Source organism: Roseateles sp., from assembly GCF_039929605.1.
Taxonomy (GTDB): Bacteria; Pseudomonadota; Gammaproteobacteria; order Burkholderiales; family Burkholderiaceae_C; genus Pelomonas.
Genome location: NZ_JBDSQX010000121.1, coordinates 21641 through 34387, shown reverse-complemented (window position 1 = coordinate 34387; position 12747 = coordinate 21641). Strand labels below are relative to the sequence as shown.

Sequence of the window (12747 nt, the reverse complement as noted above, 5' to 3'; positions counted from 1 at the left end):
CCAGGATCTCCGCCGGCGCCAGGCGCGCCAGCCAAGCCGGCAGCTCCGCGTCGCTGCACTCCGCCAGCCCGATTTCGCCTTGCGTGAGTGACAGCCACGCCAGCCCATGACGGCGACCGTGGCCGCTGACGCTCAGCAGCACGGCGTCTTGCTTGTCGGCCAGCAGTTCGGTGTCGGTGATGGTGCCCGGTGTGACGACGCGCACGACCTTGCGCTCTACCGGCCCTTTGCCCGCGCCGACCTCGCCGACCTGCTCGGCAATCGCCACCGCCTCGCCCAGCTTGATCAGCTTGGCGAGATAACTCTCCAGCGCGTGCACCGGCACGCCGGCCATGACGACGGGCTGGCCGGCGCTCTGGCCGCGCTGCGTCAGCGTGATGTCCAGCAGCGCATTGCACTTGCGGGCGTCATCAAAGAAGACTTCGTAGAAATCGCCCATCCGGTACAGCAGCAGCGTGTCCGGAAAGTCCGCCTTCAGGCCCAGGTACTGGACCATCATCGGCGTGTGGGGTGCGAGATCGGGGGTGGCGGTTTCGGTTTTCATCGGGGCGCGCATTATCTGGCGCCACAAATGCAAAGGCCCGCCGAAGCGGGCCTTTCGTCAGCCTGCAGACCGAATCAATCCTCGGACTTGAACACCAGCTTCACTTCGTGCGTCTGTGCGGCGCCGGTGCCTTCGAACTTCCACTGGCTCAGGGCCTCGACGGCGGCGCGGTCGAAGACGCGCTTGGGCTCGGCTTCAACGACTTCGACGTTGGCCACCTTGCCGTCACCGGCGATGTTCATCTTGGCGCGCACGCTGCCGGCGGTGATGTTCCTCTTCACGGCTTCGTTGGGGTACTCGGGAGCCACCTTCTTCAGGACCTTGGCGTCGGCATGGGCCAGCGACGCAGCGGCGACGAGGGTGAGGGCGAGAACGGAGCGAGCGAACATGGTTTCTTTCGGATGGTTTTGAGTGGAAGCGATGCGGCTCTTGGCCGCGTTGGTTCGCATTCTGGCCATTCGCCCCCCACGAGTAAGGGGTGATGCCGTGCACAAGTCACGCGCCGGGGGCGGGTTCACCCGTAGCCGCAGGGTCTGCCAACTCCTTCACGGCCAGAAATGACGAAGCCCTCGCGAGGAGGGCTTCGTCAAGGTTTCGTCGGCAGGTCAGACCGGCGCGTCGCCGCCCATGTCTTCCTTCTTGAGGCGCACGGCCACGCGCTTCTTGATCGCCGATGCAGGCGCCGGCGCCGCTGCCGCCTCGCCGTCTACAGCCGGTGCGGAAGCTGTCACGTCTTCTTCCTTGATGACGCGCGTGTATGGCGACAGCATCGTCACGAGCTGCGCGTAGATCTTGGGGTTGCCGGCCAGGACCTCGCGCTGGTGCAGGAAGTCGCTCTCGCCGGTGAAGTTGCCGATCAGGCCGCCCGCCTCGGCAATGATCAGCGAGCCGGCCGCCACGTCCCAGGGCTGCAGGCCGGTCTCGAAGAAGGCGTCGTAGTAGCCAGCGGCTACGTAGCAGAGGTCGAGTGCGGCCGCGCCCGGGCGGCGCAGGCCGGCGCAGACCTGCATGACGTCCTCGAACATCTTCACGTAGCGCTTGAAGTTGTCGCCGCGGCGGAAGGGGAAGCCGGTGCCGATCAGCGCGTCGCTCAGGCGGGTGCGCTTGGACACGCGCAGGCGGCGGTCGTTCAGGAAGGCGCCGCGGCCCTTGGTGGCGTAGAAGAGGTCGTTGCGGGTCGGGTCGTAGACGACAGCCTGCTGCACGACGCCGCGATGCGCCAGCGCGATGGACACGCAGTACATCGGCAGGCCGTGGATGAAGTTGGTGGTGCCGTCCAGCGGATCGATGATCCAGACGTACTCGGAGTGCTTGGCGCCGTGGGTGCGGCCCGACTCTTCGGCGAGGATGCCGTGGTCCGGGTAGGCGCCCAGCAGCGTCTCGATGATCACCCCTTCTGCGGCGTGGTCGACCTCGGTGACGAAGTCGTTCGGGCTCTTGGTGCTGATGCGCAGAGCTTCGAGGTCCAGCGACGCGCGGTTGATGATGGCGCCGGCCGTACGTGCCGCCTTGATGGCGACATTGAGCATGGGATGGTGAGACGTTTGCAGCATGCGTGGCACTCGCTGGGAAGAAGGGGCTGACAGGAGGAAAGAGCGACGGGCTGCCGTGAAGGTGGCCCGGATAATCGCGAGATTCTAGCTGCTGACCTCCGTAGAAACCCCGTGGAATCCACACGCTTCGTCCTGATCAATACCAGCCATGCCGGCAACGTCGGCGCCACGGCGCGGGCGATGAAGGTGATGGGTTTCCGTGACCTGGTGCTGGTGGCGCCGCGCTTCCCCGACGTGCTCTGCCACGAGGAAGCCGTGGCCATGGCCAGCGGCGCGGCGGACATCCTGGCCCGCGCCCGCGTCGTGCCCACGCTGGCCGAGGCGCTGGACGGTGTCGACCATGCTTGCGCCACGGCCATGACACCGCGCGACTTCGGCCCACCGACGTGCGAGCCGCGCGCGCTGTTCGCCGAGCTGGCCGCCCGCGAAGCCGCGCCGCGCCTGGCGCTGGTGTTCGGCTCGGAGCGCTACGGCATGAGCAACGAGGACGTCTACCGCTGCCACTCGGTGCTGAGCATCCCGACCCACCCGGACTACGGCTCGCTGAACCTGGCGCAGGCCGTGCAGCTGCTGGCCTACGACCTTCGGCAAGCGGTGGGCGGCTTTGGCGTGCAGGCGCGCACGCCCGACCCCCAGCGGGCCGACGCACGCGCCGTGCAGGGCCTGCTCGACCATCTGCAGACGGCGCTCGTCGACATCGGCTACCTCGACCCCGCCGCGCCCCGAAAGTTGATGCCGCGGTTGAATCAGCTGTTCAACCGCGCCGGGCTGACGAACGAGGAAGTGCACATCCTGCGCGGCATCGCCCGGCAGATGATGAAAACCGCAGGCCGGGCAGGTTCTTGAACACGCGCCTAGACTGGCCAGCCCTTCTGCCCGGACACACCATGTTTCAGCGCCTGCGCGAAGACATCGCCCTGACCCTCGAGCGCGACCCGGCTGCCCGGTCTGCCTGGGAGGTGCTGACCTGTTACCCCGGCCTGCACGCCTTGTGGATGCACCGCCGCGCGCATTTGCTGTGGACGCACGGCTTCAGGTGGCTGGGCCGCTGGGTCTCGCACTGGGGCCGCTTCCTCACCGGCATCGAGATCCACCCGGGCGCGCGCATCGGCCGCAAGGTCTTCATCGACCACGGCATGGGCATCGTCATCGGCGAGATGGCCGAGATCGGCGAGGGCTGCACCATCTACCAAGGCGTGACGCTGGGCGGCACGTCGCTCGTCAAGGGCGCCAAGCGTCACCCGACGCTTGGCCCCGGCGTTATCGTCGGCGCCAATGCCTGCGTGCTGGGCGGCTTCACGGTTGGCGCCGGTGCACGCATCGGCTCGGGCGCTGTCGTCACCAAGCCGGTGCCCGCCGGTGCGACGGCCGTCGGCAACCCGGCGCGCATCATCGAAGCCGCCAGCGAGCAGGCCCGCGAGGAAGCCGCCGCCCGCATGGGCTTCTCGGCCTACGGCGTCGCGCAAGGCGACGACCCGGTGGCGCTGGCCATGCGCGGCCTCATCGACAGCGCCTCGGGCCACGAGCACCAGATCGCGCTGTTGTGGAACGCGGTGTGCAAGCTCTCGACTGAGCTGGGCAAGCCGGTGGGTGACTGCGTACCTTGCGATGCCCAGCGCGACGAAGCCTTCGACGCCGCAGAGTTGAACCGGCTGGTCAAGTAGCCGGCGTTCTGATCGCCGACTTCGGCCGGAAGGCCTTGCACACCTCGTCCCGCGTTTCGAGATAAGGCCCGCCGATCAGGTCGATGCAATAGGGCACGGCCGCGAAGATGCCGCTGGCCTTCTCGTGGCCCGCCAAGGTCTCGGCGATGGCCTTGGGCTGGCCGGGCAGGTTGATGACCAGCGCCTTGCCGCGTATGACGGCGACTTGTCTAGACAGGATGGCCGTCGGCACGAAGTGCAGCGAGATCTGGCGCATCTGCTCGCCAAAGCCGGGCATCACGCGGTCGGCGATGGCCAGCGTGGCCTCGGGTGTTACGTCGCGCGGCGCGGGGCCGGTGCCGCCGGTGGTCAGCACGAGGTCGCAGCGCTCGGTGTCGACCAGCTCGATCAACGCGGCCGAGATGCCGGCCTGCTCGTCGGGGATGAGGCGAGGCACGAACTCGATGGGGTTGTGCAGCGCACTCGTCAGCCAGTCCTTGAGGGCCGGCAGGCCCTTGTCTTCGTAGACGCCGGTCGATGCCCTGTCGCTGATGGAGACGATGCCGATCCGGACGGGTTCAGGCGCCGACTCACTCATCGTCGTCGGCCGCAGGTTCAGACGCCTTGATGAACTGGAACAGCTCGCGGAAGGCGCGTCCGCTGCGCTTCTCGGGCTCGTTGGCCGCGTCCTTGCGTGCCGCGCGCACGAGGTTGCGCAGCTGCTGGATGTCGACCTCGGTGTGCTCGTTCAGGAACTCCGGCAGCGCATCGTCACTGGCCAGCAGGCGGTCGCGCCAGCGCTCGGATTGATGCAGCCGCAGGCTGTCATGCGCATGGCCGAGCTTGTAGGTGGCGACGGCCTCGCGGATGGGCTCGGAGTCGAGCTTGCGCATCAGCTTGCCGATGTACTGCATCTGCCGGCGCTTGCCCTCGAAGTTGGTGATCTTCTTGGCGTGGCGCAGCGCGTCGTAAAGGATCTCAGGCAGGGCCAGCGGCTCCCAGCGGCTCTCGGGCAGGGCGAGCAAATCTTCGCCGAGCTTTTGCAGCGCGGTCATGTCGCGCTTGAGCTGGGACTTGCTGGGGCGGTCGAAGTCGTCGTCGTCTTCGAAATCAGGAGTGGTTTCTTGCATCAGGGGCCTGTTCACGCTACGGAACGCGGCCTGCTCCCGTAGCGTGAGCAGGCCCCTGGTTCAGGCGAGTCCTATGATTGTCGCCCACCCCGATTCAGTGCCTTTCATGTCCCAAGCCAAAGACGGTTTCGCCTACAGCCCCGAGCAGTTCCAGCAGTGGATCGAAGACGCCCTTGCCGAGGCCAAGAAGCTCGGCGCCAGCGATGCCGGTGCCGAGGTATCCGAGGGTTGCGGCCTGTCGGTGTCGGCACGGCTGGGCGAGTTGGAGAACGTCGAGCGCAACCGCGACAAGTCGCTCGGCATCTCGGTCTATCTCGGCCAGCGCCGCGGCAATGCCAGCACGTCCGACTTTTCGCCCCAGGCCATCCGTGACACGGTGCGCGCCGCCTACGACATCGCGCGGTTCACCGCCGAGGACGAGTTCGCCGGCCTGCCCGACGCGGCCGATCTGGCGCTGGATGCTGCGGCCCGCCCCGAGCTGGACCTCTTTCACCCCTGGGCCATCGACGCCGCGCAGGCCGCTGAGATCGCGCTGCGTTGCGAGGCTGCGGCCTTGGGCGTGGACAAGCGCATCACCAACAGCGAGGGCGCGGCCGTGTCGGCCCAGCAGTCGCACTTCTGGATGGGCAACACGCGCGGGTTTCGCGGCGGCTATGCCAGCTCGCGGCATTCGCTGTCGGTGGCGCCGATTGCCGGCCGGGGTGCGGGCATGCAGCGCGACGCCTGGTACAGCTCCATGCGTTCTGCCGCCGACCTGGCCTCGCCCGAGGCCATCGGCCGCTACGCCGCCGAGCGCGCGCTGTCGCGCCTGAAGGCACGCAAGGTCGCCACGGCCGAGATCCCGGTGCTGTTCGAGAGCACGGTGGCCATCGGCCTGCTCGGCGCGCTGGTGCAGGCCACCAGCGGCGGTGCGCTCTACCGCCGCACCACCTTCCTGCTGGACAGCCTGGGCAAGCCGGTCACGGCCTCGCACATCGACATCGCCGAGGACCCGCACGTGCCCAAGGGCAAGGGCAGCTCGCCGTTCGACGACGAGGGTGTCACCACCCGCGCGCGCTCGGTCGTGCAGGGCGGTGTGCTGCAGGGCTATTTCCTGTCCAGCTATTCGGCGCGCAAGCTGGGCATGAAAACGACCGGCCATGCCGGCGGCTCGCACAACCTGCGCATGACGAGCCGAGCCACCGCGCCTGGCGACGACCTGCCGACGATGATCCGCCGCCTGGGCCGCGGCCTGCTCGTGACCGAGCTGATGGGCCAGGGCGTCAACTACGTGACCGGCGACTACTCGCGCGGCGCCAGCGGCTACTGGGTCGAGAACGGCGAGATTGCGTTCCCCGTGCATGAAGTGACCATTGCCGGCAACCTGAAGGACATGCTGCACAACATCGTCGGCATCGGCGCCGACGAGTTCTCGATGGGCACCAAGACCATCGGCTCGGTGCTTGTCACCGGGATGAAGCTGGCAGGCGCGAATTGACGCCCCTCGCCTGGTCTGGCCCTGCTGGACGCAGGCCAGCCCAGTCGGTCCCCCGTGGGGACGGCGATGCTTGCGGCATCGAGCCGCAAGCGCATCGCCTCGCGGGCCGGCTTGGGAGCGGCCCGGCGCTCGGCCCAGTTGCAAATTCTGGCGCCGGGTAAATCCGGGCCGGTCGGCTGAAAGGCGATTCCTAGAATGGCCCGGCTTTCCTCTCTCTTTGCAAACCGAAAACAGGAGACATCCATGTCCATGGAACGCCGTTCTTTCGTGCGCCACGCAGGCATTGCGGGCGTGCTGGCTGCAGGCGCCGCCCCCGCCATCGTGCATGCCCAGGCCCAGGTGCGCTGGCGCCTCGCGTCGAGCTTCCCGAAATCTCTGGACACCATCTTCGGCGCGGCCGACGTGATGGCCAAGAAGGTTTCCGAGATGACCAGCGGCAAGTTCCAGATCTCCGTCCACGCGGGCGGCGAGCTGATGCCCGCGTTCGGCGTCGTCGACGGCGTGCAGGCCGGCACGGTCGAGATGGCACACACAGCGCCTTACTACTTCTTCGGCAAGGATGAAACCTTTGCGCTGGGCTGCGCCGTGCCCTTCGGCCTGAACAGCCGCCAGATGACGGCGTGGATGGTGGAGGGCAACGGCTTGAAGCTGATGCGCGAGTTCTATCGCAACTACAACATCATCAACTTCATGGGCGGCAACACCGGTGCCCAGATGGGTGGCTGGTACCGCAAGGAAATCAAGAGCGTCGCCGACATCAAGGGTCTGATGATGCGCATCGGCGGTTTCGCCGGGCGTGTGCTGGAGCGCATGGGCGGCGTGCCGCAGAACATCCCCGGCGGCGAGATCTACTCGTCCTTGGAGAAGGGCACCATCGACGCCGCCGAGTGGGTCGGTCCCTACGACGACCAGAAGCTGGGCTTCAACAAGGTGGCGCCCAACTACTACTACCCCGGTTGGTGGGAGGGCGGCCCGCAGCTGGACTTCTTCGTCAACACCAAGGCCTATGAAGGCCTCAGCGCCGAGTACAAGGCCATCTTCGAGGCGGCCACGCATGTGGCCCACGTCGACATGCAGGCCAAGTACGACGCCAAGAACCCCGGGGCCCTGAAGCAGCTGGTGGCCTCGGGCACCAAGCTGTTCCGCTTCCCCAAGGACGTGATGGACTCGGCCTTCAAGGAGTCGATGGCGATCTACAGCGAGCTGTCTGCCAAGAACCCGAACTGGAAGAAGGTCTACGAGGACATGGCTGTCTTCCGCCGCGACCAGAACCTGTGGTTCCGCTTCGCCGAGGCAGGGTTCGACGACTTCATGCAGTCGCAGAAGCTGTAAGCCGCAGCGTTCACGAAGACAAAGGCCCCGCGACGCGGGGCCTTTTTTGATGGCCTCGCGCCGCGAGGCCTTCCGGCGCTCTACCTGCCGCTCTACCCGCGCTATTTGGATGCTGCGCTGGCCGCCTCTGGGATGCCGAAGAGCTCGTTCATGTCGACCTCCTTCTTCTCCTCGTCCGGCGGCTGAACGTCGAGATGGACGTTGCTGATGTCGATCGCGCCCTTTTTCTCGAGGCCACCCGACACCATGCCGGGGAAGGTGATGACCAGCGCGATCATGATGACCTGGATGCAGACGAAGGGAACTGCGCCCCAGTAGATTTGCCCCGTCGTCACCCGGGGGATCAGGCGGCCGGTCAGCTTGTCCTTGAAGTCCTCGGTCGGCGCCACGCTGCGCAGATAGAACAGCGCAAAGCCGAACGGCGGATGCATGAAGGAGGTCTGCATATTGACCGCCAGCAGCACGCCGAACCAGACGAGGTCGATGCCCAGCTTTTCGGCGACCGGTGCGAGCAACGGCACGACGATGAAGGACAGCTCGAAGAAGTCGAGGAAGAAGGCCAGGAAGAAGATCAACAGGTTGACGACGATGAGGAAGCCGAGCTGGCCGCCGGGCAGGCCGGACAGCAGGTGCTCCACCCACAGCGGGCCGTCGACGCCCTGGAAGCTCAGGGAGAACACGGTCGAGCCGAGCAGGATGAAGACAACGAAGCAGGACAGCTTCATCGTCGAATCCATGGCCTGGCGAAGCAGCGGGATGGACAGGCGCTTGCGCGCGAGGGCCATCGCCAGCGCACCGACGGCGCCCATGGCACCGCCTTCGGTCGGTGTCGCAATGCCAAGGAAAATGGTGCCCAGCACCAGGAAGATCAACGCCAGCGGCGGGATCAGCACGAAGGTGACCCTCTCGGCCATCTTCGACAGCAGCTTGAGGCCGAGCGTTCGGTTCACCACGGCCAGCACGAAAGCCGTGCCCACGCCCACGCACAGCGACGTGACGATGAGTTCGTCCGTCGCCGTGCCCTCGGGGCGGCTGCGCGCGAAGGTGAGGGCGCAACCGGTGGCCAGCAGCGTGAGCAGGCCCAGCGAGCGCAGGCCGGCGGTGCCGTCGTCCTCGCGGATGGTGCGCGCCTCGGCCGGCAGGGCCGGGGCCCATTGCGGTTTGACCAGCGTGATCAGCAGCACGTAGCCGAGGTACAGGCCCGTCAGCACGAAGCCCGGGATGAAGGCGCCCTTGTAGAGGTCGCCGACGCTGCGGCCGAGCTGGTCGGCCATGATGATGAGCACCAAGCTGGGCGGAATGATCTGGGCCAGCGTGCCAGAGGCCGCGATGACACCTGAGGCGATGCGGCGGTCATAGCCATAGCGCAGCATGATGGGCAGCGAGATCAGGCCCATCGAGATCACCGAGGCCGCGACGACACCGGTGGTGGCCGCCAGCATGGCGCCGACCAGGATCACCGCATAGGCCAGGCCGCCGCGGATCGGGCCGAACAGCTGGCCGATGGTGTCGAGCAGATCCTCCGCCATGCCCGAACGTTCCAGGATCAGGCCCATGAAGGTGAAGAACGGAATGGCCAGCAGCGTCTCGTTCTGCATGATGCCGAAGATGCGCAGCGGCAGCGCCTGCATCAGCGAGGCCGGCAGCATGCCCAGCTCGATGCCGATGAGGCCGAAAGCCAGGCCGGCGGCCGCGAGCGAGAAGGCGACCGAGTAGCCCATCAGCAGGAAGCCGATCAGCCCCAGGAACATGATCGGTGCCATGTTGGTTTGCAGGAATGCCATCACTTGCGCGCTCCTGCTTCGGCCTGGGCGCGGATGGCCTCGGCAAGCTCTTCCTCGGCCGACCTGGCCTCGGGTTTTCGCGTCGGATCGTCGATGAGCCCTTGCAGGAAGGCAAAGCGCTTGATGAGCTCGGACAGCCCCTGCAAACCCAGCAGCGTGAAGCCCGCTGGCACCAGCGCGAACACCGGCCAGCGGATCAGGCCGCCGGCATTGCCGGACACCTCACCGCTGATATAGGCCTTGGTCACCAGCGGCCAGACCAGAACGATCACGGTGACGACGAAAGGCAGCAGGAAGGCCAGGATGCCGAAAATCTCGATCTTGATCTGCGTGCGCTTGGTGAAGCGGCTCAGCACCACGTCGATCTTCACGTGCTCCTGGCGCAGTAGCGTGTAGCCGGCCGCGAGCAGGAAGACCGCAGCGAACAGATACCACTGGATTTCCAACAGCGCGTTGGAACTGTTGTTGAACAGTTTGCGGACGACCGCGTTGCCGGCGCTGATCAGCACGGCAGCGAGTACCAGCCAGGACACCCAGCGCCCGACCCATTCATTGAGCCTGTCGATGGCGCGGGATAGTTGTAATAGTAAGGACACGTTGTCTCCAGATATCTTGTGGCGCCGACCGAACAGGTGCTGCGGCCGGGCGGCGCCACTGTACGGAGACAAAGCGAGGTTGCTGCGCAAGCCGCCCCCGGAGTCGGGAAAACACCGGGGAGCGTCTGCGTGCGACTTCAGAGTTGCTGCGCCTGCATGAAGAGGCGGGCCGAGCGCGCGCCTGAGCGGCAGAAGACCAGCAGCGGGCGCGGCAGCTCCGCCAGCAGAACGGCGAAGGCGGCGATCTCTTCCGGCGACTGATATCCGCCAGCCACCGGCAGGTGCCGGTAGGCCAGGCCCGCCGCTTCCGCAGCGGCCTGGATGGCGGCCGAGGTCGGTTGGTCCGGCCCGTGCTCGAAGTCGGGGCGGTTGTTCACCACGCTCTTGAAGCCCAGGGCCGCAGCCTCGGCCATCGCTTCGGGCGTCAGCTGCGGCGCGGCGCAGATGTCGGGCGTGAGGGCTTGCAGGGGCAGGCTCATGGCGATCCCATTACTTGGCCAGCGCGGCCTTGACCGCAGCCGACACGGCACCCATCTCGGCAACGGCGCTCAGGGCAGCCTTGGCGGCGGCCATGACTTTGCCCATGTCGCCCGGGCCGCTGGCGCCCAGCTCGGCCACGATGGCAGCGACCTTCTCGGCCACGGCCTCGGCGCTCAAGCGCTCGGGCAGATAGCCCTGCAACACCACCAGCTCGGCGGTTTCCTTGGTGACGAGGTCATCGCGGCCGGCGGCGCCGAACTGGCTGATGGAGTCCTTGCGCTGCTTGATCAGTTTGTCCACGATGGCGACGAGAGCCGTGTCTTCGACGACGACGCGTTCGTCCACTTCCTTCTGCTTCACGGCAGCCAGCAGGCCGCGGATGGTCAGCAGCCGGTCGGCGTCCTTGGCGCGCATGGCGGCCTTCATGTCTTCAGTGATGCGGTCTTTGAGGCTCATGGGGGAATCTTGTTCAAAAAGACAAAAACCCGCGACAGCGTCCTGTGGCGGGTTTTGGGTTCAACCGAGCGGAGCCTGCAAGAGGCTCCAGGTCGCGTCAGAACAGCTTCTTGGGCAGCTGCATGCTGCGCACGCGCTTGTAGTGGCGCTTGACGGCCGCAGCCTTCTTGCGCTTGCGCTCGGCGGTGGGCTTTTCGTAGAACTCGCGGGCGCGGAGGTCAGTCAGCAGGCCCAGCTTTTCGATGGTGCGCTTGAAGCGGCGCAGGGCGACGTCGAACGGCTCGTTTTCTTTGACGCGGATAGTGGTCATGTATTTCCTTCAAATTGCGCTCGGTGTTCGCGGCTGAGGTTCAGCAGCAGGTTCCGGATTACTGCGTCGCCTTTTTAATAGCTACAGCGAATCGATGCGCGGGGTTTGCCAGCAAAGCCGAGGATTGTAGCCAGAAAATCAAGCACTTGCCAAGATTTGCTCAGGTGGGTGTTGAAGCCTCGGCCATCGCTCGCGCGCAGGCGGCCGCGCTGGCCCAGGCCCACTGGAAGTTGTAGCCCCCGAGCCAGCCCGTCACGTCGACGACTTCGCCAATGAAGTACAGGCCGGCCACGCGTTTGCTCTCCAGCGTCTGCGAGCTCAGGTCACGAGTCGAGACGCCGCCGCGCATCACCTCCGCCTTGCGCCAGCCTTCGTCGCCGCTGGGCGTCAGCTGCCAGTCGTGCACGCTGCGGCCCAGGCGCTGCAGGTCGGCGTCGCGGCACTCCGCCAGTGGGCGTGCCGTGTCCAGCTTGGCGCGCTCCAGCCAGGCGGCGGCCAGGCGCTGGGGCAGGCGGGCGGCGAACTCGTTGCCGAGCTGGCGACGCGACGTGGACTTGATCTCGACGAGTTCCTTGTCGAGCTGCAGTTCGGGCGCAAGGTTGATCTGCAAGGGCTGGTCGGCCGCCGTGCGGTAGCTGGAGATCTGCAGGATGGCCGGGCCGCTCAACCCGCGGTGCGTGAACAGTAGATCCTCCAGGAAACGACCGCGCGCTTTGCCGCTGCCGCAGGACACCTCGACCGGCAGCGACAGCCCGGCCAGCGGCGCGAAGGGCGCCCAGGCGTCGGCATCGAAGGTCAGCGGCACCAGGGCAGGGCGCGGCTCGACGATGGTGTGCTCGAAACGCTTGGCTAGGCGCAGGCCCCAGTCACTGGCGCCGATCTTGGGCACCGGTAATCCGCCCGTCGCAACGACAACTCGCGGCGCCTTCACCGTCCCTTGACTGGTATCCAGCTCGAAGCCGCCGTCGGGCAGCAGGCGGACGTCCGCCACGGTGCATGGCTGCCAGCGCGTCACGCCGCCCGCCTCGCACTCCTTGACCAGCATCTGGATGATCTGTTCGGCAGAGCCGTCGCAGAACAGCTGGCCCTTGTGCTTCTCGTGGAAGGCGATGCCGTGCTGCTGCACGAGCTTGATGAAGTCCTGCGGCGTGTAGCGCGCCAGCGCCGAGCGGCAGAAGGCGGGGTTCTCGGACAGGAAATTGGCAGACCCTGCCTCGCGATTCGTGAAATTGCAACGCCCGCCGCCCGAGATACGGATCTTTTCAGCGAGGCGTGGCGCGTGGTCGACGAGCAGCACGCGCAGGCCCTGTTGGCCCGCCAGGCCCGCGCACAAAAGGCCTGCCGCGCCCGCGCCCACCACCACCGCATCGAATCCCTGCATAAGCCTCCCGTGAATGGGGTCGCATTCTCGCGGGTCAGGGTGTTGAAAATCTGTAGGATGC

14 protein-coding genes and 1 pseudogene are annotated in these 12747 nt (G+C 66.6%); 4 read left to right on the top strand and 11 right to left on the bottom strand.

Annotation, left to right across the window (positions count from 1 at the left end; genetic code table 11):
- The 3 genes and pseudogenes from ABIS05_RS16965 to ABIS05_RS16955 form a co-directional block, all read right to left on the bottom strand.
- A pseudogene (locus ABIS05_RS16965) lies at nucleotides 1–544 on the bottom strand (DNA mismatch repair protein MutS); the annotation flags it as partial.
- Between the two features lie 74 nt (nucleotides 545–618).
- Entirely contained in the window at nucleotides 619–933 is a 315-nt protein-coding gene (locus tag ABIS05_RS16960) for an energy transducer TonB (RefSeq protein ID WP_348010213.1), read from the bottom strand.
- Between the two features lie 216 nt (nucleotides 934–1149).
- Nucleotides 1150–2097, bottom strand: a complete 948-nt coding sequence (locus ABIS05_RS16955; RefSeq protein ID WP_407074839.1) for an inositol monophosphatase family protein — start codon at nucleotides 2095–2097, stop codon at nucleotides 1150–1152.
- A 111-nt stretch (nucleotides 2098–2208) separates the two neighbouring features.
- On the opposite strand from ABIS05_RS16955, the gene ABIS05_RS16950 reads away from it, so the two are divergent.
- Nucleotides 2209–2943: an RNA methyltransferase gene (locus ABIS05_RS16950; protein ID WP_348010212.1), complete on the top strand. Its 735-nt coding sequence runs from the start codon at nucleotides 2209–2211 to the stop codon at nucleotides 2941–2943.
- 41 nt (nucleotides 2944–2984) lie between these two features.
- Nucleotides 2985–3761 (top strand): serine O-acetyltransferase, encoded by a 777-nt coding sequence (gene cysE / locus ABIS05_RS16945; RefSeq protein ID WP_348010211.1) that lies wholly within the window; start codon nucleotides 2985–2987, stop codon nucleotides 3759–3761.
- Here cysE and mog read toward each other — a convergent pair.
- Together mog and yjgA are read right to left on the bottom strand one after the other, a co-directional pair.
- Nucleotides 3754–4338, bottom strand: coding sequence for a molybdopterin adenylyltransferase (gene mog / locus ABIS05_RS16940; protein ID WP_348010210.1), 585 nt, complete (start codon nucleotides 4336–4338; stop codon nucleotides 3754–3756). The two genes, cysE and mog, sit on opposite strands and share 8 nt — an antisense overlap.
- Nucleotides 4331–4870 carry a ribosome biogenesis factor YjgA gene (gene yjgA / locus ABIS05_RS16935; RefSeq protein ID WP_348010209.1) on the bottom strand — a complete coding sequence of 180 codons (540 nt, stop codon included), beginning with the start codon at nucleotides 4868–4870 and terminating at the stop codon, nucleotides 4331–4333. The genes mog and yjgA overlap by 8 nt, the downstream gene beginning before the upstream one ends.
- Nucleotides 4871–4976: 106 nt before the next feature.
- Here yjgA and pmbA point away from each other — a divergent pair, with 106 nt between their 5' ends.
- Nucleotides 4977–6347 carry a metalloprotease PmbA gene (pmbA, locus tag ABIS05_RS16930; protein ID WP_348010208.1) on the top strand — a complete coding sequence of 457 codons (1371 nt, stop codon included), beginning with the start codon at nucleotides 4977–4979 and terminating at the stop codon, nucleotides 6345–6347.
- A gap of 249 nt (nucleotides 6348–6596) precedes the next feature.
- Nucleotides 6597–7679 (top strand): TRAP transporter substrate-binding protein, encoded by a 1083-nt coding sequence (locus ABIS05_RS16925; protein WP_348010215.1) that lies wholly within the window; start codon nucleotides 6597–6599, stop codon nucleotides 7677–7679.
- Nucleotides 7680–7780: 101 nt separating this feature from the next.
- Here the strand turns inward: ABIS05_RS16925 and ABIS05_RS16920 are convergent, their stop codons facing one another.
- From ABIS05_RS16920 to ABIS05_RS16895, 6 genes are all read right to left on the bottom strand, one after another.
- Complete coding sequence (locus tag ABIS05_RS16920) at nucleotides 7781–9463, bottom strand: TRAP transporter large permease subunit (RefSeq protein ID WP_348010207.1); 1683 nt, start codon at nucleotides 9461–9463, stop codon at nucleotides 7781–7783.
- Nucleotides 9463–10059: a TRAP transporter small permease subunit gene (locus tag ABIS05_RS16915; RefSeq protein ID WP_348010206.1), complete on the bottom strand. Its 597-nt coding sequence runs from the start codon at nucleotides 10057–10059 to the stop codon at nucleotides 9463–9465. The genes ABIS05_RS16920 and ABIS05_RS16915 overlap by 1 nt, the downstream gene beginning before the upstream one ends.
- 137 nt (nucleotides 10060–10196) lie before the next feature.
- A complete protein-coding gene (locus ABIS05_RS16910) occupies nucleotides 10197–10538 on the bottom strand; it encodes a TIGR01244 family sulfur transferase (protein WP_348010205.1) in 342 nt (113 codons plus the stop codon).
- Between the two features lie 10 nt (nucleotides 10539–10548).
- Nucleotides 10549–10995, bottom strand: a complete 447-nt coding sequence (locus ABIS05_RS16905) for a GatB/YqeY domain-containing protein (protein WP_348010204.1) — start codon at nucleotides 10993–10995, stop codon at nucleotides 10549–10551.
- A gap of 97 nt (nucleotides 10996–11092) precedes the next feature.
- Entirely contained in the window at nucleotides 11093–11305 is a 213-nt protein-coding gene (gene rpsU, locus ABIS05_RS16900) for a 30S ribosomal protein S21 (RefSeq protein ID WP_068628364.1), read from the bottom strand.
- 160 nt (nucleotides 11306–11465) lie between these two features.
- On the bottom strand, nucleotides 11466–12686 hold the full coding sequence (locus tag ABIS05_RS16895; protein WP_348010203.1) for an NAD(P)/FAD-dependent oxidoreductase: 1221 nt from the start codon (nucleotides 12684–12686) through the stop codon (nucleotides 11466–11468).
- Nucleotides 12687–12747 lie beyond the last annotated feature (61 nt).